Source organism: Williamsia sp. z71, assembly GCF_059553375.1.
On record NZ_JCANWX010000005.1, the window covers coordinates 96,499 to 122,737 of the forward strand.

Consider the following 26,239-nt stretch of genomic DNA (forward strand, 5'->3'; position numbering starts at 1 on the left):
TGTGGCTCGTCTTCGCAAAGGTGGCTCGTTTGGGCTGGGTCGTCGGAGGGGTGGGCGCTACCCGGGTGGGTTCTCGGCGGTCGGGAACTCCGGGGTGTGGGCCTGACTCCCCCACGTGCGGCCCGTATACGGGGCCGGCGCCGGATCACCGTCGACGGTGAAGGTGCAGGCGGTAACACTGGCCACCATCAGAACCCCCATCGCCATCGCTGCCCACCGGCGCCGCGCCCCCACCGCACTACCCCGCGGCCAGTGCCGAGTTGATGTGCGCCACGACGCCTTCGAGTGAGACGCGCTGCTGCTCACCGTTGGACAGGTCCTTGAGTTCGACCTGACCGTCGGCGAGTTCGTTCTCGCCGAGCACCAGCGCAAAACGTGCGCCCGAGCGGTCGGCGGCCTTCATTGCACCCTTGAGACCGCGCCCGCCGTAGGCGATGTCGGCGCGAACACCCGCGGCTCGCAGGCGACCGGTGATCGCCACGAGCTCGTCCTTGGCGGCCTCACCCATCGGGACACCGAACACCTCACAGCGCGCATCACCGACGGCGGCGATGCCTTCGGCCTCCAGGGCGAGCACGGTCCGGTCGACGCCGAGGCCGTAGCCGATGCCCGACAACTCCTGCTTGCCGCCGAGCTGCTTCATCAGGCCGTCGTAACGCCCACCGCCACCGATGCCGGATTGCGCACCGAGACCGTCGTGCACGAACTCGAAGGTGGTCTTCGTGTAGTAGTCGAGGCCACGCACCAGGCGCGGATTCTTCTCGTACGGAACGCCGAGCCGGTCGAGGTGACCGATCACCGCGTCGTAGTGCTCGCGCGCCGAGTCCGACAGATAGTCGATCATCAGCGGCGCCGAGGCGGTGGCCTCACGGATGTGTGGACGCTTGTCGTCGAGGACGCGCAGCGGGTTGATCTCGGCGCGACGACGGGTTTCCTCGTCCAAGTCGAGACCGAAGAGGAATTGCTGCAACACTTCCCGGTACTGCGGGCGGCAGGTGTCGTCACCGAGCGAGGTGATCTCGAGCCGGAATCCGGTCAGTCCCAGACGCCGAAAACCCTCGTCGGCGATGGCGATGACCTCGGCGTCGAGCGCCGGATCATCGATACCGATCGCCTCGACACCCACTTGCTGCAGCTGCCGGTACCGACCGGTCTGCGGCTTCTCGTAGCGAAAGAACGGTCCGGCGTAGGACAGTTTGACCGGCAGCTGTCCCCGATCGAGGCCGTGCTGGATCACCGCACGCATCACACCGGCGGTGCCCTCGGGGCGCAGTGTCACCGAGCGGTCGCCGCGGTCGGCGAAGGTGTACATCTCCTTGGAGACGACGTCGGTCGACTCTCCGACGCCGCGAGCGAACAGCGCGGTGTCCTCGAAGATGGGGAGCTCGATGTGCGAGTACCCGGCAAGTCTTGCTGCGCGCGTCAGGGTGTCGCGTACCGCCACGAACTGCGCCGACTGCGGTGGCACATAGTCCGGTACACCTCGTGGAGCCTGAAATCCGGCATTCACAGCCCGTGACGTCCCTTCTTGGGTTGATCGGCCGAACCAGACGCGGTCAGGTCGGCGAGAAATGGATTGGTGGCGCGTTCGCGGCCGATGTTGGTCTGCTCGCCGTGGCCCGGCAGGACCACGGTGTCGTCGTCGAGCGGCAGCAGCCGATCGGCGATCGAGTCGAGGAGTTGCTGATGGCTACCGCCGGGAAGGTCGGTCCGCCCGATGGAACCGGCGAACAGAACGTCACCGGAAAAGCACACCGGCACAGTGCCCTCGGGGGTCACGACGTCGATACCGAACAGCACCGAGCCCTGGGTGTGGCCGGGCGCGAGGTCGACACGGAAGGAGATCCCACCGACGTCGATCGTTTCCCGGTCGGTCAGTTCGATGACCTTCTCGGGCTCACGGAACACCGTGTCACCGATGATCTGGGACATCGCCCGCCCGATGCCGACGCCGGGATCGGCGAGCATCGGCCGGTCGGCGGGATGGATGTAGGCCGGGATGGTGAACTCGTCGCACAGCTCCGCGGCATTCCAGGTGTGATCGAGATGCCCGTGGGTCAACAGGACCGCCACCGGATTCAGCCGATGTTCGGAAAGTATCTCCCGGACACCCGGGGCCGCATCCTGACCTGGGTCGATGATGATCGCATCACTGCCGGCACCGTTCGCCACCACATAACAATTGGTGGCGAACATACCGGCGGGGAAACCCGTGATCAGCATGGTCTGTTCTCCTGGGTCGTAAGGACGTGTTCCACCATCATCCCAGCACCGGTGAATCCTGTGTGCCACGGCCATCGGTTCCGGTCCGGCGCGCCGGGGCCATGCCCATATAACGTGCTCTCAGCAAGTGCTGGCAGACTCGCATCGGTGTCCCGCACCCGGGGCGCGGTCAGACGTACGACTTTGACGGAGGTTCTCTGCAGTGTCGAGCAGCAACAACGAGCAACGCCGGCTAGCGGCCAAACGCAAGCTGGAGAAGCGGTTGGAGCGGCAGCAGCAGGCCGCGCGCAAACGAAAATTGATCATCATCGGCAGCTCGGTCGCCGTGGTGCTCATCGTCGCCGCAGGTGTGACCGCCTTCACCGTCAAGAAGGTGTCCGACGACAACGAGAAGGCCCGCTGGGCGGCCTGCGCGTTCACCCCGAATGACGTAGACCCGCTGGCGTCGCTTCCGCCGATCGAAGAGGTACCGGCCGAGCAGCAGGCGGAATACCTCAAGTACAAGGACGAGCTGACCGCGGGGATGGCGAACAAGCGCACCACCCCGATGCCCGGTGACAAGCAACTCAAGAGCGGCGTCGTCGACGCCTTGTTCACCACCAACCAGGGTGAACTGCCCATGACACTCGATCGCGAGGACGCGCCCTGCAACGTCGGCGCCTTCGAGACGATGATCAAGGCCGGCTACTACAACGACACCACCTGCCATCGTCTGACCACCGAGGGGATCAAGGTGCTGCAGTGCGGCGACCCGACGGCCACCGGTGCCGGCGGACCCGGTTGGCAGAGTCCCGACGAGGCGCCCACCACCCTGGCGCCGGCCGAGGGCGACACCACCGGTCAGTCGGTCGTCTACCCGCGCGGCACCATCGCCGTGGCGAACAGCGGCCAGGAGAACACCGGCGCCAGCCAGTTCTTCATGGTGATCGAGGACAGCACGCTGGCACCGAGCTACTCGGTGATCGGCACGGTCGATCCGGCCGGACTCGAGGTCCTCGACAAGGTCCTGGCCGCCGGGGTCGCACCCGGTGCCGACGGTGCAGCGTCCACCGATGGCAAGCCGGTACTGCCGGTGGAGATCCTCACCGCGACCGTCACCAGCTGAGCATCGGCACTGAAGAGACAAAGAAACCCGGCCGCCCCCGAAGGGACGGCCGGGTTTCTTGTTCGGTTGACGCCGGATTCCGGCTCTAGGCGGCCGAGGTGACCCGATAGACGTCGTAGACACCTTCGACGTTGCGCACCACATTGAGTACGTGCCCAAGGTGTTTGGGATCGCCCATCTCGAACGTGAACTTGCTGATTGCCACCCGATCGCGACTGGTCGTCACCGAGGCGGACAGGATGTTGACCCGCTCATCCGCGAGGACCCGGGTCACGTCCGAGAGCAACCGCGACCGGTCGAGCGCCTCGACCTGGATCGCGACCAGGAAGACCGACGACGGTGACGGCGCCCATTTGACGTCGATGATCCGTTCGGACTGCTCGCGCAGCGATCCCGCGTTGGTGCAGTCGGTGCGGTGCACGCTGACCCCGCCGCCGCGGGTGACGAAGCCCATGATCTCGTCGCCCGGGACCGGGGTGCAGCATTTGGCCAGTTTGGCGAGCACGCCGTCGGCACCGGGGACGACCACGCCGGCGTCACCGGTCTGACGGACCGGCGACGGCATGGTCGAGGGCGTCGACCGTTCGGCCAGCGCCTCCTGCGCGTCCTCGAGTCCACCGAGCTGCGCGACCAGACGGCTGACCACATGTCGTGCCGACACATGGCCCTCGCCGACGGCGGCATACAGCGCCGAGACATCGGCGAACCGCAGTTCGCTCGCGATCGCACTCATCGAGTCACTGTTGAGCAGTCGCTGGATCGGAAGCCCGCCGCGACGAACCTCTTTGGCGATCGCGTCCTTGCCGGACTCGAGTGCCTCCTCACGACGCTCCTTGGCGAACCATTGCCGGATCTTGGCCGTGGCCCGAGGGCTGACGACAAAGCTCTGCCAGTCCCGCGACGGACCGGCCGTTGCCGCCTTGGAGGTGAAAACCTCGACCACTTCACCGTTCTCGAGCTTGCGTTCGAGTGCGACGAGCCGACCGTTGACCCTCGCGCCGATGCAGCGGTGACCGACCTCGGTGTGCACCGCGTAGGCGAAGTCGACCGGGGTCGACCCCATCGGGAGGGTGATCACATCACCCTTCGGGGTGAAGACAAAGATCTCCTTGACCGCCAGGTCGTACCGCAGCGATTCGAGGAACTCGCCGGGATCGGCTGCCTCCCTTTGCCAATCGAGCAACTGGCGCATCCACGCCATGTCGTCGATCTCCGCGGCCTCCGACCCGGCCTTGGCACCGTTCTTGCCCCGGGTCTCCTTGTACCGCCAGTGCGCCGCGATGCCGAACTCGGCGGTGCGGTGCATGTCGCGGGTCCGGATCTGGACTTCCAGCGGCTTGCCCTCGGGACCGATCACCGTGGTGTGCAGCGACTGGTAGACCCCGTATCGGGGCTGCGCGATGTAGTCCTTGAACCGGCCGGCCATCGGCTGCCAGAGCGAATGCACCACGCCCACAGCGGCATAACAGTCCCGGAGGTCGTCGCACAGGATGCGCATCCCGACCAGGTCGTGGATGTCGTCGAACTCGCGACCCTTGACGATCATCTTCTGGTAGATCGACCAGTAATGCTTGGGCCGGCCCTCCACGGTTGCCGTGATGCGCGAACCCTCGAGCGACTTGATGATGTCGGCCCGCACCCGCGCCAGATACGTGTCGCGTGAGGGTGCCCGATCGGCGACGAGCCGGACGATCTCTTCGTATCGCTTCGGGTGCAGGATCGCGAAGGCCAGGTCCTCGAGCTCCCACTTGACCGTCGCCATGCCCAGGCGATGTGCCAGCGGGGCGATGACCTCGAGGGTCTCGCGCGCCTTGCGGGCCTGCTTCTCGGGCGGCAGGAAGCGCATCGTCCGCATGTTGTGCAGCCGGTCGGCCACCTTGATCACCAACACCCGCGGGTCGCGGGCCATCGCGATGATCATCTTGCGGATGGTCTCGGCCTCCGCGGCATTGCCCAAGGCGACCTTGTCGAGTTTGGTCACACCATCGACGAGATGCGCCACCTCCTGCCCGAAGTCGTCGGAGAGCTCCTCGAGCGAGTACCCGGTGTCCTCGACGGTGTCGTGCAGCAACGCCGCCACCAAGGTGGTGGTGTCCATCCCGAGGTCGGCGAGGATCGTCGCCACCGCAAGCGGGTGCGTGATGTACGGGTCACCGGACTTTCGGAACTGACCGCTGTGGCGCGCCTCTGCGGTGTCGTAGGCCCGCTGCAGCACATGAACGTCGGCTTTGGGGTAAACATCGCGATGGAGGGCGACCAGGGGCTCCAGAACGGGCCTGATCGAACTCTTGGTCGCCGTCATCCGACGGGCCAGGCGGGCACGCACCCGCCGCGACGCCGACGTCGATACCGCGGGACCGCCGGTCTTCGCCTCGGACTCTTTCTCACCGGTGGTCACCGATGCAGCCCGGGGAGCTTCGTCAGCCATCTGTCACCTCCGTTTGTCGAATCAAGCCTAGTCGTCTCAGCCCGGTGCCAGCGCCGAGAGGGCGACTCCGGCGCAGGCACCGGTGACCGCCTCCCGGCCGCCGAGTCCTTCGAGTTCCATCACCACCGCGATCGCCACCGGGATCGCACCTGCCTGCTGCAGCAGTTTCACCGCGGCGATCACGGTCCCACCGGTGGCCAGGACGTCGTCGATGACGAGCACGCGGCGCCCGGACAGGTCGAGTCCGTCGGCCGGGATCTCCAGGCTGGCGGATCCATACTCGAGTGAGTAGCTCTCGGTCAGCACGGGCGGGGGCAGTTTGCCTGCCTTACGCATCGCCAGCACGCCGGTACCGAGGTGAAGTGCAACACCTGATCCCAACAAAAATCCGCGGGCATCGATTCCCGCCACCAGGTCGACGCCGTCGGCGCCACCGGCGGCCAGCCCGGTGATCACCGCACGCAGTCCCTCGGGGTCGGCCAGCACCGGCGAGAGGTCCTTGAATTGGATTCCCGGAGACGGGAAGTCGGCCACCCTGCGGGTGAGTCGCTCGATCGCCGCGAGAGCGTCGTGGCCGATCGGGGCCTTGCTGTCCATCTGGTGCTTCCTCAATCTCGTTTTGATCAGCTGTCGGTCAACAGCCAGCGGTCGATGTTCCAGCCCGAGCCCGTTCTGGACATCCCCATCACCACATTGTTCACATTGTCCCCCGCGAGCCGGGTACGTGCCTCCACGAACAGCGGCAGCACCGGCATGTCCCGCCACAGCAGTGTCTCGATCTCCCGCAGCAGCGGCAGTCGGCCGCCGGGCGGAACGGTTACCGCGAGCTGGCCGATCAGTGCCGACACCCGACTGTTGTCGTATCGCCCGACGTTGATCGGTTCACCGCGCACGAACGCGTAACTGTCGCGGGTCGGGTCGGCTGCCCCGGTGGCCGCGAATCCGTTGCCGGAGGCGGTGATCAGCACATCGACGTCGCCCCCCAGACTCCCCGGACCCACATCGGGACCCGCCGTGTCGGTGACGGTCACGTCGGCACGTCCACAGCTCGCGGCGATGGCGGCGACCATCTGGGCCCGCCGACCATCCGGCGCGACATAGCCGATCCGTACGGCCAACGGCGGCATCCCGGGGCGGGCGGAGGCCAGTTCCGCGCGGGTCCGATCGGGGTCGGCCCGCAGGTACCGTCCGCCGAACTGTGCGTTCACCGCCTCGGACAACAGATCGTCCGGACCGAGGATGTGATTGTTGACCACCGGTGTTCCCCGACCGAACTCGCGAGCCATGCTGTCGCGCGGGACACACGCGGCAAAAGCCCGCCGGACAGCGGGGTCGGCGAACACACCGTCGCCGGAGAAGACGAGACGTTCGACACCGAGTGACGAGGCGGGTACCACCGAACCGGGGACGATCGGTTCGGGCTTCCCCGGTCGGCGCGGGGCGGGGTCGACCCCGTAGGTCCCGGCCGCGATGTCGAGCACATCGATCGAACCGGCATCGCCGCCGGCGATCTTCTCCGTCATCTCGGTCCGCCGTGGCCAGACGGTGGCCCGGGGTGTCGCCGGCTCGTCACCCCACCAACGCTCGTTCGCCACCAGGACCAATCCGCCCTCGGGGGTGTACTCCTCGACACGCAGCGGCCCCAGCGCCGGATATCGGTCGACCTCGACCTCACCCGGCACCAACGGCCACGCCGCGTTCCATACCCTTGCGAGTTCGGCCCTGGCCTGCGGATCGGAGCCGTTGATGACGTCGACGACGGACGGCACACCCATCTGCTGGGTGATCACCTGCGGCGGCAGCAGGGTGCCGGCGCCGAAGAGCGACTTCCAGTCCTTGTATGCGCGACCGTGTTTGAAGGTGACCATCGCCGTCCGGGCTCCCGGTCGGCAGTCGATGTTCTCGATGTCGCGGTACCCGGCGGTGCTGGCCACGTCGAAGTCCCCGACCGAGCCGTTGTGCGCCGCCCAGGCCAACATCAACGCGTCACAGGTCAACGGGACCCCGTCGCTGTAGACCGCCTGCGGGTTGATCTGATAGCGGACGACCAGACCTCCGTCGTCGCTGTCGGCGACGACGGAGGTACCGATGTCGGTGTCCGCGAGCGCACTGCCGTCGGGGCCCAGATAGCTGAAACCGGGAAGCACTCGCGACAGCGCCATCAGGGCGCCCTCGGTGGACCCACCCAGCGAACTCGGGTTATAGGTCGTCACCGCACCATCGATGACGTAGTTCACGGTCTCCGCAGGCGGATCGGAGCAGGCGCTGACCGATCCCAGTACACACATCCCGGCGATTGCCATCGCCAGGAGCCCGCGGATTCTCATCAACCGTGAGGTTAGTGCTTGCGCCTGCGCTTACCGGACGGACGCGCCCCTGGCTCCGGAGTGCTTCCGGGACGGGCCGCACGCCTGGTGGCCGGAGTGGACTTGGTCAGGGTGGTCGCCGATCCCGTCGTTGCCGACCCGGCGACAGCGGTGTCCGCGTCGGCGACGACACCGGCTCGCTCCTCACGCTCGGCGCGTCGGGCCAGCACCTTGCGGGTGTGTGCCCCGATGTCCTTGCGACGTTCCTTCAACGTCGCCAGCAACGGAGTGGCGAAGAAGAGCGACGAGTACGTTCCGGTGATCACACCGACCATCTGGACCAGCGCCAGATCCTTCAGTGTTCCGACACCGAGCAACCAGACCGCGACGATCATCAGCGCGAGCACCGGCAACACCGAGATGACCGTGGTGTTGATGGACCGCATCAGGGTCTGGTTCACCGCGAGGTTCGCCTGCTCGGCGTACGTTCGGCGGGTTGTGTGCGTGACCCCTCGGACGTTCTCCTCGACCTTGTCGAAGACCACCACCGTGTCGTAGAGCGAGAAGCCCAGAATCGCGAGGAAGCCGATCACGGTCGCCGGGGTCACCTCGAATCCGACCAGCGAATAGATCCCGGCGGTGGTGATGATGTCGAAGATCAGGGCGGCCATCGCCGCCAGGGCCATCTCCCGGTCGAAACGGATGGCGATGTACACCGTCACGATCACCAGGAAGACGATCAGGGCGATGATCGCCTTCTCGGTGATCTCACCACCCCAGGTGGAACTGACCTCCGACGAGCTCACATCGTTCGGCGCCAGATCGAACGCCTCGGCCAGCGCGGTGTTGACCTTGACCACTTCTTGCGCGTCGAGGGTCTCGGTGCGGATCTGCACCGTCTTGCTCGAACCCGAACCGGCGGTCTGCACCGATTCGGGGGCGCTGCCCATGGCGTCGGTGTAGACGTCCTCGACGTCTTCGGTGCTCACCTCACTCGACATCGGGAGCGAGATCTGGGTGCCGCCCTCGAAGTCGATCCCGAGCGTGAAACCGCGGATACCGAGACTGGCCAGCGAGATGATCACCAGCACCAGCGTGACCAGGTACCACATCTTGCGCCGTCCGACGATCTCGAAGGCGCCGGTACCGGTGTAGAGACGGGAGAGCGCAGAACGGTTGGTGGCCGCGACGAAGTTCGCGTCACTCGTGGGTGCCAGGCGATCGACCTCAGCCATTGCGCACTCCTCCTGAGGTCGAAGTCGGACGATCCGCCGCGGCAGCGTTGCGGCGCTCGCGCGCCACCTCGGAGACCGCGCCCAGACCATTGACAGAGGGCTTGGACAAGAACTTCGAGCGTGATGCGTAGACCACCAGCGGATACGTCACCATGAACACCACCGCGACATCGAGGATGGTCGTGAGGCCGAGTGTGAACGCGAACCCGCGGACGTCACCGATCGCCAGGAAGTACAGCACCGCGGCCGAGATCAGGGACACCGCGTTACCGGACCAGATCGTCCGCTTCGCGCGGGCCCAGCCACGGGGCACGGCGGACCGGAAACTCCGGCCCTCGCGCATCTCGTCCTTTATTCGCTCGAAGTAGACGACAAACGAGTCGGCGGTCATACCGATACCGATCACCAGACCGGCGATACCCGCGAGGTCGAGCGAGAAGTTTATGTACCGGCCGAGCAGGACCATGATGCCGTAGACCATGACGCCCGACAGGACGAGCGAGACAACGGTCAGGATCCCGAGCATGCGGTAGTACAGCAACGCGTAGATGAAGACGGCCACGAGCCCGACCAGACCGGCGATCAGGCCGGCCTTGAGCGAAGACCAGCCCAGGGTTGCCGACACCGTCTCGGCATCGGAGGCCTCGAACGACAACGGCAACGATCCGTATTTGAGGACGTTGGCGAGATCTTTCGCCTCGGTCTGGGTGAAGTCGCCGCTGACCTCGGTGGTGCCGCTGATGGCACCGTTGATCTGCGGGGCGCTGACGACCTTCGAGTCGAGCGTGAATGCCGTCGCCTTGCCGATGTTCTGGGCCGTGTAGCTCGCCCACCGATCACTGGCGCCGCCCTTGTAGTCCAGGCGGACGATCCAGGCGCCGGCACCCTGGGTGGTGCCTGCCTCGGCCTTGTCGATGTCACTGCCCCTGAGGATCTGCGGTTCGAGCAGGAAGACCTGCGTCCCGTCCTCAGAGCAGGTGACCAGGTACTGATCGGGATCATCGTTGCCCTGCAACGGATCCGGAACCGCAGGGTCACAGTTCATCTGCGACATGTACTGGGTCAGAGCCGTGGTGTCGGCGTCGGCGGGAGCCTGCCGCAACCTCTTCGCCTCGGCGATCGCCTCTTCCGGCGTCTGGTTTTCGGGGGTGGTAGCCGCCGGCTGGGGCGTTGCCGCCTGGACACTGGCGACCGGGCGCACGTACAGCAGGGCGGTCTGCCCCAGGGTGCGCGCCTGCTGCCCGTCGTCGCCGGGCACCGTGATGACCAGGTTGTCACCGGTGATGACGACCTCGGAGCCCGAGACACCGAGCCCGTTGACGCGCTGCTCGATGATCTGCTTTGCCTTCTCGAGCTGATCTTTGCTCGGCGCGCTGCCATCGGGAGTACGAGCGGTCAGTGTGACCCGGGTACCGCCTTGTAGGTCGATACCCAGTTTGGGTGTCGGATCTTGGTTGCCGGTGAAGAACACCAGCCCGTACACCACGATCATCAATAAGAAAAAGACGATCAAAGACCGTATAGGCGGTGCCTCACGGTTCGACGACGATGCCACGCTGCCTACGTCTCCTCGGTTGTCCCAGATACCCCATGCACACCGCAGGGGCGCCCGCCACGGTACGTGCCGCGACCACAGTTGTGTCGCGACACCTCCGGCGGAGGCGCCCCGGTGCGGGCTTCGTACTTACGCTTTGTCTTGGTCTTCGTGCGGCTTCTCCAGGCTGACGTTCTTGTCGCCGCCGTCGGAGTTGCTCAGGTCGTCGTCATCGTGGATGCCGTTGTACTCGATCTCGGCATCGTTGCTGCCGATCAGACCGACACCCGGGTAGCTGTCGGCGAGGTCATCGGAGTGGACGACCTCGCGGATGGCCAGACGGTTCCAACGAGACACGCAACCATCGGCGATCTCGAGATCGACGGTGCCTTCGGCCAGCCCGGCCACGGTGCCGTAGACACCGGACGTGGTCTGGACGCGGACGCCGACCTGCAGGGATTCCTGCATGGTTTTGGCTTCTGCCACAGCCTTCTTCTGGCGGCGGACAGACAGGAACATCATGCCGACCAAGAAGACCAGCAGTAGGGGGAATAGCAATTCCATGAGGTGTGTTCAGTCCTTGTTCGTGATTCGTGGTCGCGAGAAGTGCTCGCAATCACTCACCAGTGTGCCATCATCCCCGCTCCACGCCAGATGCGGCGTCGACCAACTGCTCTTCAGAGCCCGTTCTCGTCGGACGGGTCGAAGAGCGAAACCACGTCGGGGCCGTCGTCCCTGGCCCGGACACCGAAGCCCGCATTCAGCGCGCCTGCCGGTGGGTTCAGCCCGAGGTGATGCCACGCGGCGGCGGTCGCAACCCGGCCGCGAGGGGTCCGGGCGATCATCCCGGCCCGCACCAGGAACGGTTCGCACACTTCCTCGACGGTCGCGGGCTCTTCTCCGACGGCCACCGCAAGCGTCGACACACCGACCGGTCCGCCGCCGAAACCCCTGATCAGGGCGGCGAGCACAGCGCGGTCGAGGCGGTCGAAGCCGAGTTCGTCGACGTCATAGACAGACAGCGCCGCCCGCGCGACGGCCAGGTCGATCACGCCATCGGCCCGCACCTCCGCGTAGTCGCGGACGCGTCGCAGCAACCGGTTGGCGATGCGGGGCGTGCCCCGGGACCGCGAGGCGATCTCGGCACCGGCGTCGGGTTGCATCGTGATGTCGAGAATTCCCGCGGCGCGGTTCAGGACGCGCTCGAGTTCCCCGGTGTCGTAGAACTCCATGTGCGCGGTGAACCCGAATCGGTCACGCAGGGGCCCGGTCAGGGCTCCTGACCGGGTTGTCGCGCCGACCAACGTGAACGGTGCGACATCGAGCGGGATCGACGTGGCGCCGGGACCCTTGCCGACGATCACGTCGACCCGGAAGTCTTCCATCGCCAGGTACAGCATCTCTTCGGCGGGCCGGGCGATCCGGTGGATCTCGTCGATGAAGAGCACATCGCCTTCGACGAGGTTGGAGAGCATCGCGGCGAGATCACCGGCACGTTCGAGTGCCGGGCCCGACGTCACCCGCAGCGCCGCACCCATCTCGGAGGCAATGATCATCGCCAGTGAGGTCTTGCCGAGCCCGGGTGGCCCCGAGAGCAGGATGTGGTCCGGTGTCCCGCCGCGTCCGCGAGCGGCCTGCAACACGAGTTCGAGTTGCTCGCAGACCCGGGGTTGCCCGATGAAGTCGCCCAGGCTGCGCGGCCGGAGGCTGTTGTCGAGGTCGCCGTCGCCCGCGATGCGTCCGGCGTTCACGGTACGACTGCCGGAGTCGTCCGGCGCCGAACCGAAACCGTCGGTCCCGAGGTCGTCGGCCGGGTCGTCGTCCCCGAAGTTGTTGTCGTCCGGGCCGATCATGTCGGGCCGCCCATCACTTGGTCTTACCCAATGATGCCAACGCGGCCCGCAGCACGGTGGCCGAGTTCGCATCGGGCTGGTCGGCGAGCACCGCGATGACGGCCTTCTCCGCCTGCGGCGCGGCGAACCCGAGGCCGACCAGGGCCTCGGACACCTGATCGCGAATCGTGAAGCCCGACATCGGGGATGCACCGGCGGAAGCGGCATGTGGTCGCTCGACCTTGTCGCGCAGTTCGACCACAAGTCGCTCGGCGACCCGCTTGCCGATGCCCGGCACAGTGCTCAACGCCTTGGTGTCGCCGTCGGCCAGCGCCTGACGCAGGGCCTCCGGTTCGAGGACCGCGAGGGTGGCCATCGCCAACCGCGGGCCGACCCCGGTCACCGTCTGCAGCAACGTGAACAACGACCTGGCATCGGGTTCGGTGAAGCCGTACAACGTCATCGAGTCCTCGCGGACGATCATCGTCGTGAGCAGGGTGGCCTCGACGCCCCGGCGCACCGATCCGGCGGTGGTCGGGGTGACCAGGACCTGGTATCCGACGCCGGCACAATCGATGACCACATGGTCGAGTGCCACGTCGACCACCGGACCACGAACCGAAGCGATCATCTCGCCGCCGCCTTCTTCGCCTGGGCGACTCGCTCGCGATACGCCTTTTGTTGAGCCAATGCCTTGGCCTGTGCCGCCTCCATGCGTTCGGCGATGGGCCCCCGCCAGCAATGACAGATCGCCAACGCCAGCGCATCGGCGGCATCGGCCGGTTTGGGCGCCTGCTGCATCCCCAGGATGCGGGTCACCATGGCGGTGACCTGGGCTTTGTCGGCGCGTCCACTACCGGTGACGGCGGCCTTCACCTCACTCGGCGTGTGGAACCGCACCGGGACGCCCCGCTTGGCCGCGGCCAGCGCGATCACTCCCCCGGCCTGCGCGGTACCCATCGCGGTGCTGACCTGGTGCTGCGCGAAGACCCGCTCGATCGCCACCACGTCCGGACTGTGCACATCGAGCCAGTGCTCGGCGGCCGTGTGGATCGCGAGCAACCGGTTCTCCAACGGCATGTCCGGGGGCGTGCGGATCACGTCGACATCGAGTGCGGTCACAGCGCGACCGGAGCCGGACTGAACCAGCGCGATCCCGCACCGGGTCAATCCTGGGTCCACACCCATCACACGCATGCATCTCCACCTTCGACAACGACCGCCAGAAACGAACAACTGTTCGATATCCTAGCGGCCGCGTCGAACAGGGCGGAGCACCAACACGCCGGGTCAGGCGTCTTGTTCGAGTTCTGCGAGCACGTCGTCGCTGATGTCGATGTTGGTGTAGACGTCCTGGACGTCGTCTGAATCCTCGAGCGCGTCGATCAGCCGGAACACCTTGCGTGCACCCTCGGCGTCGACCGGCACCTCGACCGAGGCGCGGAAGCTGGCCTCGGCGGATTCGTAATCGATGTCCGCCTCCTGCAATGCGGTGCGAACGGCAACCAGATCCGTTGGCTCACTGACGATCTCGAATTGGGTTCCCAGATCGGTGACCTCTTCGGCACCGGCTTCGAGAACAGCCATCAACACATCGTCCTCGGACAGACCGTTCTTTTCCAGGGTCACCACACCCTTGCGCGCGAACAGGTACGACACCGAACCCGGATCGGCCATGTTGCCGCCGTTGCGGCTCATCGCGGTGCGCACCTCGGTGGCGGCCCGGTTGCGGTTGTCGGTGAGACATTCGATCAGGATCGCAACACCGTTGGGGCCGTAACCCTCATAAGTGATGTTCTGCCAGTCGGCCCCACCGGCCTCTTCGCCGCCGCCACGTTTGCGGGCGCGCTCGATGTTGTCGTTGGGCACCGACGATTTCTTCGCCTTTTGGATGGCGTCGTACAGCGTGGGGTTACCGCTCGGGTCGCCGCCACCGGTGCGGGCCGCAACCTCGATGTTCTTGACGAGCTTGGCAAACATCTTGCCGCGCTTGGCATCGACCACCGCCTTCTTGTGCTTGGTGGTGGCCCATTTGGAGTGGCCGCTCATTGGCGCAGGCCCCTTTCGTACGGCTGTGGTCTTCTGGCGTGGAGGTGCGGATCGATCCTACTCGCAGTGTCAGCGGGTATTTCTGACCATCTCGGCAAAGTACTCGTGGACCCGCAGATCGCCGGTCACCTCCGGATGGAATGAGGTCGCCAGGACATTGCCCTGACGCACCGCCACCACGCGGCCGGCGGCCGGGCCGTCGGGGACGGTACCCAGGACCTGCACGCCCTGGCCCGTCGACTCGACCCACGGGGCCCGGATGAACACCGCCCGCATCGGACCACCGGGGATGCCGTCGAGTTCGAGGTCGGTCTCGAAAGAGGCGACCTGCCGCCCGAAAGCGTTGCGTCGCACGGTGATGTCGAGGGCATCGAGGTGCTGGGCATCGGGTCGGGTGTCGAGGATGTTGCTGGCGAGCATGATCATCCCGGCGCAGGACCCGTAGGCGGGCAGGCCACCGGCCAGAGCCTTGCGCAGGGGCTCGAGCAGCTCGAGGATCACCAGCAGTTTGCTCATCGTGGTCGATTCGCCGCCGGGGATGACGAGTCCGTCGATCTCGTCGAGTTCAGCCGGCCGGCGGATCGAACAGGCCTGCGCCCCCGCCTTGGTCAGCGCGTCGTGATGTTCGCGGACATCACCTTGCAGGGCGAGGATGCCGATCCGGGGTGCGCTGCTCAACTCGGCCGCTTCGCGTGCTGGTCGGCCGGGACCGGACGTCCGGTCCGGGTCAGTCCCTCCTGCGTCACCGCGGCCACCATCACGCCCCGGTGGTCGTAGATCCGGCCCTGGGTCAACGAACGACCACCACCGGCCGACGGCGACGTCTGGTCGTAGAGCAGCCACTCGTCGGCGCGGAACGGGCGCAGGAACCACATCGCGTGGTCGAGGGAGGCGAATTGCGCGTCTTCATCGGGATGCGGGACCTTCGCCGAACCGAGCAACGTCATGTCGCTCATGTACGCGAGGGTGCAGACATGGAAGACCTGGTCGTCGGGCAGCGGGGTGCGGTAGCGGAACCACACCTGCTGCTGCGCCGCGAGGTCCCGGCTACCGATCAGGTCTTCGCGCGGAACGATCCGGACGTCGAAGTTCTCCCATTCGCGGTAGGGCGCCTTGAGTTCCGGGTCGTCGACCGTCAGCAGGTCGACGAGTTCTTCGGGCCGCTTGACCCGCGGCATCGTGTCCTGGTGTTCGTAACCCTGGTCTTCGACATGGAACGAGGCCGACATCGTGAAGATCGCCAGGCCGTCCTGGATGGCGGTGACCCGGCGCGTGCAGAACGACCGGCCGTCGCGGATCCGATCGACGAGGTACACCGTCGGTTCGAGCGGATTGCCCCCGCGAAGGAAGTAGCCGTGCAGCGAGTGCACGTTGAACCGGTTCTCGACACTGCGGGTGGCCGACACCAGCGCCTGTCCGGCGACCTGCCCGCCGAAGGTGCGTTCGAGGAAACTCTCGTGAACGCGCCCCCGGTAGATGTCCTTCTCGATCTCCTCGAGTTGGAGGATCTCTTCGATCATCGCCATGTGGTTGACCCCTTTCTGACCACGATTATTGCCCACGTGGCGTCAGAGGCCGACCACCCGCACCCGCGGGGGGCTACTTCACAGATCGTCGATGGAGACGATCCCGTCCTGGATCGCCCGAGCGACCAGAGCCGCCTTGGTCGATGCCCCGCGGCCGACCTCGTTGTACTTCACCCGGATTCGGGCCAGGTGTGTGTTGACGGTGCCGAGCGAGATGAAGAGTGATTCGGCCACAGCCGATTTCGAGTCCAGGTTCAGCCAGGCCCGGAGAACCTCGACTTCGCGCTGCGACAACTTGGGCCTCGGGTACGCCGTGGTCGACGCTGCATCGGCCGAGCCGGCCGCGGCCGCGCGCGCCGGTGAGGTCGGGGCCCCCGGGGTGGTGCAGGCGCCGGCCGGCCGGCCGGGAAGTGGCATCGTGCGCTGCGCCAGGCGGGCCAACGCCTCTTCACGGGTCATCCGGGCCGGGGTCGCCGGACGATAGCCGACGCGTGGACGGGTCGGCGCGTGAAAAGTGTTGTGCAGTAAGGTCATCGCGATCTCCTGATAGGTGGTGGGCCATCTCGCTGCTGCGGCGCGGCTGTGGAATGTCACAACACTAAAACCGCTGCCGGAGAAGGTCGATGGGGAGAACTACCCACCCCATCGATGCAGGTAAGACCACCTTTTCACGGCGAACACCCCGATTGCGTGCCCGATCGGGCACACTTGCGGGCGATCAGCTGCCCGTCACACCGCTTCGTCGGGCCTCGGCCTCGATCATCGGCAGGTCGGCGCGGGTCACCACCCGGGAGGCAACCGCGTATTCGACGAGCTTGACCCGGCGATTGCTGGCCAGATGACCCGATCCACCGCGCATCCCCGAGACACCGATCTGATCGAATTTGTCGCAGACGTTGTCGAGTTTGCGATTGAACTTGGTGAGTGACCAGCCGAGGCGTTCGGCGGCCCGCGCCGACGACGGGATGGAGCTCGCCCCGGTGCCGTTGCGACGCAGCACCTCTTCGGCGAGGACCACGATGAGCAGCTTCTGACTCTCCGTCAGCGAGACGACGCCGATGGTCGCCTCACCGCTGCCCGTCGGTTCGGCCGGCGGATCCAGCGTGACCAGAGGAGTTGTGCCCGAATGGATGTCGAGTTCATAGGTGGTCGGGCCTGCGGAGAACACCACCGCGGTCACCCCGGATATCAGCGGCACGCTCGCACCGGGCGCCAGAGTGGCCGAGAACCCCGCCTCCCCGGCGACCACACCCGCCGACAGATGCGAGCCGACGTTGGACAACCACCACAGACCCTTTTCGAAATGGATCGTCAGGAACTTGCGGTGCAGATAGGGGTTGTCATCGATGTCCAGGTCGGCTTCACGGCCGATGTGCAACGGTACGTCCGGGTCGAGCGCGTACCGCTCGCCGCAGTAGTCGACGAACGACTCCGTCGGCGCGCTCATCGGCACGTTCACCGAATGGGTTCGACAAGTTCCGGGACCGCCATGACATCGGCGATCGCCACCGTCACGTTGTCGCGTCCGCCGGACTCCAATGCCGCCTCGACAAGTGTTGTCGCGGCCTGGGTGGGATCGGTGTGATCGGCCAGGATCTGCGCGATCGCACTGTCGGCGAGTTCTCCGGTCAGACCATCGGTGCAGACCAGGATCCGGTCACCGACCGCGACCTGGAAGGTGAAGAAGTCCGCCTCTTGTTCCATCCCGGCTCCGAGGGCACGGGTGATCACGTTGCGCCGCGGGTCGACCCGGGCCTGTTCGACGGTCAGGTAACCCGCGTCGACCAACTCTTGGACCTGCGAGTGGTCCACGGTGACCTGTTCGAGACGGCCCGCGGAGAACCGGTAGGTCCGCGAATCCCCGATGTTCAGGACGAGCCAGTGCGGCACACCGTCGTTGTCGGCCAGCAACGCACCGGTGATGGTGGTGCCCGCGTGACGGGCCGACTCGGTGTCGATCCGCTCGATCTGCCGCTGTGCCTCGGAGAGCATCTCGACCACCGAGTCGCGCGTGCGATTGATCCCGCTGATGGCGGTGGCCGACAGCGCCGTCAGCGCCGCCTCACTGGCCAGCTCGCCACGGTCGTGCCCACCCATGCCGTCGGCTACCAGAAACATCCCGGGCGCCACCAGAACCGCGTCCTCGTTGGCCTCGCGCAGCAGACCGACGTCGCTGACAACGGCCCACGCGATCGAGACCTGGCCGAACTCACCTGTACCGCTACGGGTTACATCGCGAACCGCCCCGGTTGTCTCCATGCTCATCGAGCTCCGCCTTCAGGTCTTTTGGTCGAGCGCGCCAACACGTATCAATCTGCCACGTCAAAGCTTCTTCTGCCCGGCGCAGCAACCTTGCCCGGTCTGATCATCCACAATCGACCCGCCGGGCGCAGTGAATTGACCATGCGTGTCGGCAGAAACAGCCCGGTCACCTGCGGTCCGGCCGGTTTTCCGGCCGGACCGGGCAGCCCAGGCAGCGCTCGTTCGATCAGATGACGCCGGTCACCAACCGCGCTCTGCGAGGCGGTGCGGCTCCGGGATCTCGTCGACATTGATACCGACCATTGCCTCGCCCAGTCCGCGGGAGACCTTGGCCAGCACATCGGGGTCGTCGAAGAAGGTGGTGGCCTGCACGATGGCGGCCGCGCGCTGAGCCGGATTACCGGACTTGAAGATGCCCGATCCGACGAACACGCCCTCGGCGCCGAGCTGCATCATCATCGCGGCATCGGCCGGGGTGGCGATACCACCGGCGGTGAACAGGGTGACCGGCAGTTTGCCGGCCTCGGCGATCTCCACAACCAGGTCGTACGGCGCCTGCAGTTCCTTGGCGGCCACGAACAGCTCGTCCTTGGGCAACGAGGTCAGCCACCGGATCTGGTCACGCATCTTGCGCATGTGGGTGGTGGCGTTGGAGACATCACCGGTTCCGGCCTCACCCTTGGACCGGATCATCCCGGCACCTTCGGTGATCCGGCGCAGCGCCTCACCGAGATTGGTGGCACCACAGACGAAGGGAACGGTGAACTGCCACTTGTCGATGTGGTTGGCGTAGTCGGCCGGGGTCAGCACCTCGGACTCGTCGATGTAGTCGACGCCGAGGCTCTGCAGGATCTGGGCCTCGACGAAGTGGCCGATCCTGGCCTTGGCCATCACCGGGATCGAGACCGTGGAGATGATCGAATCGATCATGTCCGGGTCACTCATCCGGGAGACTCCGCCCTGGGCCCGGATGTCGGCGGGAACGCGTTCGAGAGCCATGACGGCAACAGCACCGGCATCCTCGGCGATCTTGGCCTGCTCGGCGTTGACCACGTCCATGATCACGCCGCCCTTGAGCATCTCGGCCATTCCACGCTTGACCCGCGCAGTGCCGGTGCCGGAAGCTTCCGGGCTCACCGAAGAACCAAGGTCTGAAGCACTGCTCACGTCTATTACTCCTACACAACTAGTGGATACACAGTCCGTAAAGTCCTGGACGTTCAGTGTATGCCCTGGGCCTTTCGGTACGTGCCGGTCCCGGGGGGGCGTCAGCCCATTCCAACGCCGGGGGGTCGCAGTTCAGGCCGCCGCGCGCTCGACGATCTCGAAATACGTCGGGAGCGGGGCGGTACCGCCCAGATGTAGCCACCGCACCGGGCGCCGGTTTCGCAACGCGAGCGTGTCGCGAACAGCGTCGTTGTAGAACCGCCGGGCGATCATCACCCTGGTCTCGGCGTCGGCGAGTTCGGTGACCAGTTGGGAGCGCAGCGAGGCGCTGTCGACCTGCGCCAGCGCGGCGGAGACCACGTTCTCGGCGTCTTCACGTTCGCCGACGGGTGCACCTTCGGCCCGGTCGGCCGCGGCGATCAGCGCTTTGCCGTCACCACCGAGACCGGCACCGATCGACCGCGCCACCACGGCGCGGCGGGCCAGTGCCGCGTCGAGGGCCTGCCAGGACAGATCGACCCGCACATGCAGGCGGTCGAGCCGGTTCGCGGTCTTGTAGGACCAGCCGAGCCCGGCCAGCACCACCACCGCGACGATTCCCAGGATCAGAATCGTCAGAGCTGAAATCGTCATTCTTCGACTACCACCTTGCCGGCCCCGATCGTGACCGTGTCATAAACCCGCAGGATCTGATCAGCGACCTGCGACCAGTCGTACCGTGCGGCGCGCTGCTCTGCGCGCCCGACCATGGCGGAGCGACTGGCGTCGTCGCCGAGGGCCGAAATGATGCCGAAGGCGAGTTCTTCCGAGTCGCCCACCTCGACCAGCACTCCGCAGCGTCCGTCGTCGAGGACCCTGCGGAATGCGTCGAGCTTGCTCGCCACGACAGCTGCGCCGGCGGCCATCGCCTCGACCAGCACGATGCCGAAACTCTCGCCGCCCAGGTTGGGCGCGCAGTACACATCGGCCGACCGCAGGGCGCGGGCCTTGGTCTCGTCGTCGACCTGACCGAGCAGGACCAGTCGGTCCGCGTACTCCCCGGCCTTGCCGCGCAGCGTGCGTTCGTGACCGCCGCCGACCACCAGGACCCGCACGTCCGGGTACCGGGCGACCACCGCGGGAAGCGCCCCGAGCAGAACGTCCATCCCCTTGCGGGGTTCGTCGTAGCGACCGAGGAACAGGATCGTCTTGCCCCGGCGGGGATAGCCTTCGAACGGCTCGGCATCGGAGAAAGACCGCACGTGGACCCCGTTCGGGATCTCGACCGCATCGGATCCGAGGGATTCCATCTGCCACCGGCGGGCCAGTTCGGAGACAGCGATCTTACCGGCGATGCGTTCGTGATAGGGCCGCAGAATCCCTTGGAAAAGACTGAGCCACAACGACTTCGTGGTCGCCGCGTGGAAGGTGGTGACGATCGGACCCTGCGCGACCATCAGCGAGAGCATCGAGATGCTTGGCGAGTTGGGCTCGTGGACGTGGAGTACGTCGAACTCCTCTTCTCGCAGCCACTTGCGCAGGCGCCCATACGCTTTCGGACTGAAGTTCAGTCGGGCCACCGAGCCGTTGTACGGGATCGCCAGTGCCTCGCCGACCGACACCACGTAGTCCGGCAACTCGGTGCCCCGGCCCGCCGGGGCCAGCACACTGACAATGTGTCCACGGTTGATGAACACCTGCGCGAGTTCCATCACGTGGGCCTGGACCCCGCCCGGGATGTCGAACGAGTACGGGCAGATCATGCCGATCTTCATTCGGTGCTCCCCTCCTCGATCATGCGACGCCGGTTCTGCGACCAGTCAGCCTCCCACAGGGGTTGCAGCATGTGCCAATCTTCGGGATGCGCAGCGATATTGGTCTCGAATATCGCCGCCAACGCCTGCGTGGTCGCCTGCAGCCCACCGGACGTGTCGATGACCTCACTACAGGAGACCTGGGAGCTGTCGGGTCCGGTGAACCAGTGGTGGGCCGCGATCAACGCGGCCCCGGTTTCGATCGCCAATTTGGCGGGGCCGGCCGGCATCCGGGTCTGTTCCCCGAAGAACGTCACCGGGACGCCGCGCTTGGCGAGATCGCGCTCACCGAGCAAGCAGACAACACCCCCGGACCGAAGCCGGGCCGCGAGCTGTTGATACGGCGGGGCCTGCCCGCCGCTGAGCGGGAAGATCTCGAAGCCCAGGCTCTCCCGGTACCGGACGAACCGCTCGAACAACGACTCGGGCTTGAGCCGCTCGGCGACGGTGGAGAACTCGCCGACCGAGTGGACGAGCCAGACCCCGGCCATGTCCCAGTTGCCGGTGTGCGGCAGCGCGAAGACCAGGCCCTTGCCCTTGTCCAGGGCCGTCATGAACCGGTCGCGATCGGCGTCGGGCATGTGCACCCGGGCCGCCGCGTCGGCAGTATCCATGGACGGAAGGCGGAACGACTCCCGCCAATAACGCGCATACGACCGCATCGCGGCCTTCATCATGTCGTCGGGGACCTGCTCGGGTGTGCAGCCCAACACCCGCGCCAGGTTCTTGCGAAGCTGATCGGGTCCCCCTCGACGGCTGCCGGCGACTGTGCCCACCCCGTCGAAAATGCTGCGGGCCAGGCCTTCCGGCAGATGTCTGACCAGGGACCATCCGGCCGCGTAACCGAGGTCCGCGAGCCGTTCGGCAACCGCCGTCACTCCGTCGGCCCGCCGGGTTCCGGTGCCTTCGAAGGGGCCGCGATGGGGACCGGATCGGTGGCTCCCGGCGACTTGTACACCGACCACATCCGCTGAAAAACGGTGATCACGCTGCCCGCGGCCAGTGCCCACATCGCGATGTGGATGGCCCAGGGCAATCCGAGGCCGGTCAGGCCGGTGCCGGCCAACACGATGACCAGGCGGTCCGGCCGTTCGATCAGCCCGCCATCGCCGTTGAGACCGCTGGCCTCTGCACGCGCCTTGGCGTAGGAGATCACCTGCGAGGTGACCAGGCAGATCATCGTCGCGATGAACAGCGGCTTGCTCGGTTCCTCCACCAGGGTCCACCAGCCGAGTCCGGCGAAGATGGCACCGTCGGCGAGCCGGTCGCAGGTGGAATCGAGCACGGCACCGAACTTGGTGCCGCCGCCGCGGGCCCGGGCCATCGCACCGTCGAGCATGTCGAACATCACGAAGAGCCAGATCACCAGCGTCCCGACGAACAAGTAGCCCATCGGCAGCAGCGTCACCGCGGCCGCGATCGTGGCCACGGTGCCGATGATCGTCATCGCATCAGGTGTCAGACCGGTCTTGATCAGCACTTTCCCCAGCGGCAGGGTGATCTTGGACACCGACGCCCGACCCAGCACACTCAACATAGATTCAGCACGCTCTCCATTGGAAACATCGTCATCAGCTACTGCGCCGTCAATCCTGCAGCTTCAGCCAGGCTTCTGCCAACAGAGCCCGGGTGTCGCGCAGCAACTGCGGCATCACCTTCGTCTCACCGATCACCGTGATGAAGTTGGCATCACCGCCCCATCGGGGCACAACGTGCTGGTGCAGGTGTTCGGCGAGCGAACCGCCCGCCGCGGTCCCGAGGTTGAGACCGACGTTGAACGCATCGGGATTGGAGACCGACTTGATGGCCCGGATCATCTTCTGGGTGAAGACCATCAGCTCACCGCTTTCGGCCTCGGTCAGATCTTCGAGGTCGGCGACCTGGCGGTAGGGCACGATCATCGCGTGCCCGGGGTTGTACGGATACAGGTTCAGGACCGCATAGACCGTCTCGCCGCGGGCGACCATGAGACCCGCCTCGTCGGACATCCGGGGGATGTCGATGAACGGATGTACCGACTTCGCCGACGACTCGGAGTCGTCACCATTGCCGGAGGCGGTGCGTGGGGCGGCGGTGATGTACGACATGCGGTGTGGGCTCCACAGCCGCTGAAGTCGATCGGGTTGCCCCGGCCCCACGTCCCGGATCACGCCGGCGCCTCGATCAGCCCGGCGGTGGGCGATTCGTTGCGGCGGGCCCGGACCCACTCGGTGATGATGCGGACCGCATCTGCGACCGGCACACCGTTGACCTGGGTACCGTCGCGGAACCGGAAGCTCACCGCGCCCGCCTCCACGTCGCGTTCGCCGGCCAGCAACATGAACGGCACCTTGCCGGTCGTGTGATTGCGGATCTTTTTCTGCATCCGGTCGTCGGACTGGTCGACCTCGGCCCGGATACCGTTCGACTTGAGCTGCGCCACCACGTCGTCCAGGTGCGGGACGAACGTGTCGGCGACGGGGATACCCACCACCTGCACCGGCGACAACCAGGCCGGGAACGCGCCCGCGTAGTGCTCGGTCAGAACACCGAAGAACCGTTCGATGGATCCGAACAGCGCCCGGTGGATCATCACCGGACGGTGCTTGGAGCCGTCGGGGCCGGTGTACTCCAACTCGAACCGCTCGGGCAGGTTGAAGTCGAGCTGGATGGTCGACATCTGCCAGTTGCGGCCGAGCGCGTCCTTGACCTGCACGGAGATCTTGGGGCCGTAGAACGCGGCACCGCCCGGATCGGGTACCAGCCGCAGGCCGGAGGCCTCACCGACCTCGGCGAGGGTGGCCGTCGCCTCGTCCCAGATCTCGTCCGATCCGACGGACTTGTCCGGGTTGCGGGTGGACAGTTCGAGGTAGTAGTCGTCGAGGCCGTAGTCCTTGAGCAGACCCAGCACGAAGTTCAGCGCGCCCGTCAGCTCGGCCCGCATCTGCTCTCTGGTGCAGTAGATGTGGGCGTCGTCCTGCGTCATGCCGCGCACGCGGGTCAATCCGTGGATCACGCCGGACTTCTCGTACCGGTAGACCGATCCGAACTCGAACATCCGCAGCGGCAGCTCCCGATACGAGCGTCCCCTGGCGTTGAAGATCAGGTTGTGCATCGGGCAGTTCATCGGCTTGAGGTAGTAGTCCTGGCCGGGCTTGCGCACCTCGCCGTTCTCGTCGAGCTCGGCGTCGAGGTGCATCGCCGGGTACATCCCGTCGCGGTACCAGTCGAGGTGGCCGGAGATCTCGTAGAGGTTGCTCTTGGTGATGTGCGGGGTGTTGACGAACTCGTAGCCCTCATCGGTGTGACGCTGCCGGGAGTAGTCCTCGAGTTCCTTGCGGATGATGCCACCCTTGGGGTGGAACACCGGCAGGCCGGAACCCAGCGCGTCCGGGAAGCTGAACAGGTCGAGCTCGGCACCGAGCTTGCGGTGGTCGCGCTTCTCGGCCTCGGCGAGCAGTTCGAGGTAGGCGTCCTGCGCCTCTGCGGACTCCCAGGCCGTGCCGTAGACACGCTGCAGGTCGGCGTTGTCCTGGTTGCCCCGCCAGTAGGCCGCCGAGCTGCGGGTCAGCTTGAACGCGGAGATGTATTTGGTGGTCGGCACGTGCGGCCCGCGGCACAGATCGCCCCAGATCTTTTCGCCGGTGCGCGGATTGAGGTTGTCGTAGGCGGTGAGTTCTCCCCCACCGACCTCCATGACCTCGGGGTCGTCGGCCGAACCCTTGTCTTCGACGAGTTCGAGCTTGTACGGCTCGCCGGCCAGTTCGGCCTTGGCCTCGTCGACCGATTCGTAGACGCGTCGGGAGAAGCGCTGACCCGACTTGATGATCTGCTTCATCTTCTTCTCGAGCGCCGTCAGGTTCTCCGGCGTGAACGGCTCTTCGACGTCGAAGTCGTAGTAGAAACCGTTCTCGATGGGCGGTCCGATGCCCAGCTTGGCCTTCGGGTTCAGGTCCTGGACGGCCTGGGCCAGCACGTGGGCGGCCGAATGCCGGATGACGCTGCGGCCGTCTTCGGTGTTGGCGGCGACGGGTTCGACGACGGTGTCGGAGTCGGGGGCCCAGGACAGGTCACGCAGGGTGCCGTCGGCGTCGCGGACCACGACAATCGCCTCGGGACCCTTGTTGGGATGCCCGCTCTCGCGCAGCGCCGCACCCGCGGTGGTCCCGGCCGCCACCGCGATCGTGGCTGATGGACCGGGAACGGGATTTTCTGGCACCTGGGCACTCCTTGTCGAATGAAACCACCCGACCGAGGGCGGCCGGGTTCCATGTCAATCCATGATCGTAATGCCGACCACCCGGCAGGCCCACGTCCGGTTGCCGGGACGCGCGCGATGGCTCACAGAACGGGGCTTGCCAGCCACGTCCATTCGATGCCGACCCAGCCCGCGCCCATCTCCAATGCGCCCAGAAGCCACAACGTCCCCACGACAACGGCACAGGTCAACAGCCAGAACATGGCTTGAACAGACCAGTGCTGCGCCGAGATCCAGTCCATCCAGTTGTCGTACTTGCCCTTGGCGAACTTCAGCACGTGATTGGCCCAGACGAATTCCGTCGCCAGGATGCCCAGGCCGGTGAAGACGATCAGCCAGCCCGGACCCGGATACGGGATCGTGACGATCCCCACTGCCAGCACCGCGGTACCGATGAACCCGACGGCGCAGCGATAGACCAGGTTGAGAGTGCGCCGATTCCGAATGTCGTTGCGCTTGTTCGATATCGCCTGCAGGAAGCCGTTACCGTCTTGCCGCTCCACGGCGTCCCCACTTCGATCCATGGTCACAGCTTACGTAAC

General features: G+C 66.2%; 26 protein-coding genes and 1 pseudogene. 1 reads left to right on the forward strand and 26 read right to left on the reverse strand.

Translation table 11 applies throughout. The annotated features are described in order from the left end of the window. Window positions 1-57: 57 nt before the first annotated feature. The 3 genes from AC51GR_RS13440 to AC51GR_RS13450 are packed head-to-tail and all read right to left on the reverse strand — an operon-like array spanning window position 58 to window position 2,223. Window positions 58-207, reverse strand: coding sequence for a hypothetical protein (locus tag AC51GR_RS13440; protein WP_496325146.1), 150 nt, complete (start codon window positions 205-207; stop codon window positions 58-60). Between the two features lie 31 nt (window positions 208-238). Next, window positions 239-1,510 (reverse strand): histidine--tRNA ligase, encoded by a 1,272-nt coding sequence (gene hisS / locus AC51GR_RS13445; RefSeq protein ID WP_496325147.1) that lies wholly within the window; start codon window positions 1,508-1,510, stop codon window positions 239-241. Beyond that, window positions 1,507-2,223, reverse strand: coding sequence for an MBL fold metallo-hydrolase (locus AC51GR_RS13450; RefSeq protein ID WP_496325148.1), 717 nt, complete (start codon window positions 2,221-2,223; stop codon window positions 1,507-1,509). Before AC51GR_RS13450 ends, hisS begins: the two co-directional genes overlap by 4 nt. 202 nt (window positions 2,224-2,425) lie before the next feature. Between AC51GR_RS13450 and AC51GR_RS13455 the strand changes: the two genes are divergently transcribed. After that, a complete protein-coding gene (locus tag AC51GR_RS13455) occupies window positions 2,426-3,328 on the forward strand; it encodes a peptidylprolyl isomerase (protein WP_496325149.1) in 903 nt (300 codons plus the stop codon). An 85-nt stretch (window positions 3,329-3,413) separates the two neighbouring features. On the opposite strand, the gene AC51GR_RS13460 is transcribed toward AC51GR_RS13455, so the two are convergent. From AC51GR_RS13460 to AC51GR_RS13570, 23 genes and pseudogenes are all read right to left on the reverse strand, one after another. Further along, window positions 3,414-5,756 carry a RelA/SpoT family protein gene (locus tag AC51GR_RS13460; protein ID WP_496325150.1) on the reverse strand — a complete coding sequence of 781 codons (2,343 nt, stop codon included), beginning with the start codon at window positions 5,754-5,756 and terminating at the stop codon, window positions 3,414-3,416. Window positions 5,757-5,792: 36 nt separating this feature from the next. Then, complete coding sequence (locus tag AC51GR_RS13465; protein ID WP_496325151.1) at window positions 5,793-6,353, reverse strand: adenine phosphoribosyltransferase; 561 nt, start codon at window positions 6,351-6,353, stop codon at window positions 5,793-5,795. Between the two features lie 26 nt (window positions 6,354-6,379). Then, window positions 6,380-8,083, reverse strand: a complete 1,704-nt coding sequence (locus AC51GR_RS13470) for an ABC transporter substrate-binding protein (RefSeq protein ID WP_496325152.1) — start codon at window positions 8,081-8,083, stop codon at window positions 6,380-6,382. Window positions 8,084-8,094: 11 nt separating this feature from the next. After that, the gene (gene secF, locus AC51GR_RS13475; RefSeq protein ID WP_496325153.1) at window positions 8,095-9,297 is read right to left on the reverse strand and encodes a protein translocase subunit SecF; all 1,203 of its coding nucleotides are present in this window, start codon (window positions 9,295-9,297) and stop codon (window positions 8,095-8,097) included. Continuing rightward, a complete protein-coding gene (secD, locus tag AC51GR_RS13480; protein WP_496325458.1) occupies window positions 9,290-10,882 on the reverse strand; it encodes a protein translocase subunit SecD in 1,593 nt (530 codons plus the stop codon). The genes secF and secD overlap by 8 nt, the downstream gene beginning before the upstream one ends. Window positions 10,883-10,981: 99 nt before the next feature. Further along, complete coding sequence (yajC, locus tag AC51GR_RS13485; RefSeq protein WP_496325154.1) at window positions 10,982-11,395, reverse strand: preprotein translocase subunit YajC; 414 nt, start codon at window positions 11,393-11,395, stop codon at window positions 10,982-10,984. A gap of 113 nt (window positions 11,396-11,508) precedes the next feature. Then, the gene (gene ruvB, locus AC51GR_RS13490) at window positions 11,509-12,684 is read right to left on the reverse strand and encodes a Holliday junction branch migration DNA helicase RuvB (protein ID WP_496325155.1); all 1,176 of its coding nucleotides are present in this window, start codon (window positions 12,682-12,684) and stop codon (window positions 11,509-11,511) included. Window positions 12,685-12,697: 13 nt separating this feature from the next. Beyond that, on the reverse strand, window positions 12,698-13,294 hold the full coding sequence (ruvA, locus tag AC51GR_RS13495) for a Holliday junction branch migration protein RuvA (RefSeq protein ID WP_496325156.1): 597 nt from the start codon (window positions 13,292-13,294) through the stop codon (window positions 12,698-12,700). Then, window positions 13,291-13,860: a crossover junction endodeoxyribonuclease RuvC gene (gene ruvC, locus AC51GR_RS13500; RefSeq protein ID WP_482139297.1), complete on the reverse strand. Its 570-nt coding sequence runs from the start codon at window positions 13,858-13,860 to the stop codon at window positions 13,291-13,293. The genes ruvA and ruvC overlap by 4 nt, the downstream gene beginning before the upstream one ends. A gap of 93 nt (window positions 13,861-13,953) precedes the next feature. Next, complete coding sequence (locus tag AC51GR_RS13505) at window positions 13,954-14,712, reverse strand: YebC/PmpR family DNA-binding transcriptional regulator (protein WP_496325157.1); 759 nt, start codon at window positions 14,710-14,712, stop codon at window positions 13,954-13,956. Between the two features lie 69 nt (window positions 14,713-14,781). Continuing rightward, complete coding sequence (gene pdxT, locus AC51GR_RS13510) at window positions 14,782-15,390, reverse strand: pyridoxal 5'-phosphate synthase glutaminase subunit PdxT (RefSeq protein WP_496325158.1); 609 nt, start codon at window positions 15,388-15,390, stop codon at window positions 14,782-14,784. Then, complete coding sequence (locus AC51GR_RS13515; protein ID WP_496325159.1) at window positions 15,387-16,238, reverse strand: acyl-CoA thioesterase; 852 nt, start codon at window positions 16,236-16,238, stop codon at window positions 15,387-15,389. Before AC51GR_RS13515 ends, pdxT begins: the two co-directional genes overlap by 4 nt. Window positions 16,239-16,316: 78 nt before the next feature. Next, the gene (locus tag AC51GR_RS13520) at window positions 16,317-16,772 is read right to left on the reverse strand and encodes a response regulator transcription factor (protein ID WP_496325160.1); all 456 of its coding nucleotides are present in this window, start codon (window positions 16,770-16,772) and stop codon (window positions 16,317-16,319) included. A 184-nt stretch (window positions 16,773-16,956) separates the two neighbouring features. Further along, on the reverse strand, window positions 16,957-17,685 hold the full coding sequence (locus tag AC51GR_RS13525) for an FHA domain-containing protein (RefSeq protein ID WP_496325161.1): 729 nt from the start codon (window positions 17,683-17,685) through the stop codon (window positions 16,957-16,959). 8 nt (window positions 17,686-17,693) lie between these two features. Beyond that, window positions 17,694-18,503 carry a PP2C family protein-serine/threonine phosphatase gene (locus AC51GR_RS13530; protein WP_496325162.1) on the reverse strand — a complete coding sequence of 270 codons (810 nt, stop codon included), beginning with the start codon at window positions 18,501-18,503 and terminating at the stop codon, window positions 17,694-17,696. Window positions 18,504-18,740: 237 nt separating this feature from the next. Then, window positions 18,741-19,667 (reverse strand): pyridoxal 5'-phosphate synthase lyase subunit PdxS, encoded by a 927-nt coding sequence (gene pdxS / locus AC51GR_RS13535; protein WP_496325163.1) that lies wholly within the window; start codon window positions 19,665-19,667, stop codon window positions 18,741-18,743. A gap of 138 nt (window positions 19,668-19,805) precedes the next feature. Beyond that, window positions 19,806-20,300: pseudogene (locus AC51GR_RS13540) on the reverse strand (LemA family protein); the annotation flags it as partial. Further along, a complete protein-coding gene (locus AC51GR_RS13545; protein WP_496325164.1) occupies window positions 20,297-21,421 on the reverse strand; it encodes a glycosyltransferase family 4 protein in 1,125 nt (374 codons plus the stop codon). The pseudogene AC51GR_RS13540 and the gene AC51GR_RS13545, both read right to left, overlap by 4 nt. Further along, entirely contained in the window at window positions 21,418-22,338 is a 921-nt protein-coding gene (locus AC51GR_RS13550) for a phosphatidylinositol mannoside acyltransferase (RefSeq protein WP_496325165.1), read from the reverse strand. Before AC51GR_RS13550 ends, AC51GR_RS13545 begins: the two co-directional genes overlap by 4 nt. Then, window positions 22,335-22,997 (reverse strand): phosphatidylinositol phosphate synthase, encoded by a 663-nt coding sequence (gene pgsA / locus AC51GR_RS13555; RefSeq protein WP_496325166.1) that lies wholly within the window; start codon window positions 22,995-22,997, stop codon window positions 22,335-22,337. Before pgsA ends, AC51GR_RS13550 begins: the two co-directional genes overlap by 4 nt. A 49-nt stretch (window positions 22,998-23,046) precedes the next feature. Then, window positions 23,047-23,610, reverse strand: coding sequence for an ATP adenylyltransferase (locus AC51GR_RS13560; protein WP_496325167.1), 564 nt, complete (start codon window positions 23,608-23,610; stop codon window positions 23,047-23,049). Further along, complete coding sequence (gene thrS, locus AC51GR_RS13565; protein WP_496325168.1) at window positions 23,607-25,658, reverse strand: threonine--tRNA ligase; 2,052 nt, start codon at window positions 25,656-25,658, stop codon at window positions 23,607-23,609. Before thrS ends, AC51GR_RS13560 begins: the two co-directional genes overlap by 4 nt. Window positions 25,659-25,780: 122 nt before the next feature. Then, window positions 25,781-26,221, reverse strand: coding sequence for a TIGR02611 family protein (locus AC51GR_RS13570; protein ID WP_496325169.1), 441 nt, complete (start codon window positions 26,219-26,221; stop codon window positions 25,781-25,783). Window positions 26,222-26,239: the final 18 nt, after the last annotated feature.

Coding starts and splice junctions, on each gene's coding strand:
- AC51GR_RS13440 (WP_496325146.1), bottom strand. CDS start 207: ATGGCGATGGGGGTTCTGATGGTGGCCAGTGTTACCGCCTGCACCTTC.
- AC51GR_RS13450 (WP_496325148.1), bottom strand. CDS start 2,223: ATGCTGATCACGGGTTTCCCCGCCGGTATGTTCGCCACCAATTGTTAT.
- AC51GR_RS13460 (WP_496325150.1), bottom strand. CDS start 5,756: ATGGCTGACGAAGCTCCCCGGGCTGCATCGGTGACCACCGGTGAGAAA.
- AC51GR_RS13465 (WP_496325151.1), bottom strand. CDS start 6,353: ATGGACAGCAAGGCCCCGATCGGCCACGACGCTCTCGCGGCGATCGAG.
- AC51GR_RS13470 (WP_496325152.1), bottom strand. CDS start 8,083: ATGAGAATCCGCGGGCTCCTGGCGATGGCAATCGCCGGGATGTGTGTA.
- secF (WP_496325153.1), bottom strand. CDS start 9,297: ATGGCTGAGGTCGATCGCCTGGCACCCACGAGTGACGCGAACTTCGTC.
- yajC (WP_496325154.1), bottom strand. CDS start 11,395: ATGGAATTGCTATTCCCCCTACTGCTGGTCTTCTTGGTCGGCATGATG.
- ruvB (WP_496325155.1), bottom strand. CDS start 12,684: ATGATCGGCCCGGACGACAACAACTTCGGGGACGACGACCCGGCCGAC.
- ruvA (WP_496325156.1), bottom strand. CDS start 13,294: ATGATCGCTTCGGTTCGTGGTCCGGTGGTCGACGTGGCACTCGACCAT.
- ruvC (WP_482139297.1), bottom strand. CDS start 13,860: ATGCGTGTGATGGGTGTGGACCCAGGATTGACCCGGTGCGGGATCGCG.
- AC51GR_RS13505 (WP_496325157.1), bottom strand. CDS start 14,712: ATGAGCGGCCACTCCAAATGGGCCACCACCAAGCACAAGAAGGCGGTG.
- AC51GR_RS13515 (WP_496325159.1), bottom strand. CDS start 16,238: ATGGCGATGATCGAAGAGATCCTCCAACTCGAGGAGATCGAGAAGGAC.
- AC51GR_RS13520 (WP_496325160.1), bottom strand. CDS start 16,772: ATGACCTTACTGCACAACACTTTTCACGCGCCGACCCGTCCACGCGTC.
- AC51GR_RS13525 (WP_496325161.1), bottom strand. CDS start 17,685: ATGAGCGCGCCGACGGAGTCGTTCGTCGACTACTGCGGCGAGCGGTAC.
- AC51GR_RS13530 (WP_496325162.1), bottom strand. CDS start 18,503: ATGAGCATGGAGACAACCGGGGCGGTTCGCGATGTAACCCGTAGCGGT.
- AC51GR_RS13545 (WP_496325164.1), bottom strand. CDS start 21,421: ATGAAGATCGGCATGATCTGCCCGTACTCGTTCGACATCCCGGGCGGG.
- pgsA (WP_496325166.1), bottom strand. CDS start 22,997: ATGTTGAGTGTGCTGGGTCGGGCGTCGGTGTCCAAGATCACCCTGCCG.
- AC51GR_RS13570 (WP_496325169.1), bottom strand. CDS start 26,221: ATGGATCGAAGTGGGGACGCCGTGGAGCGGCAAGACGGTAACGGCTTC.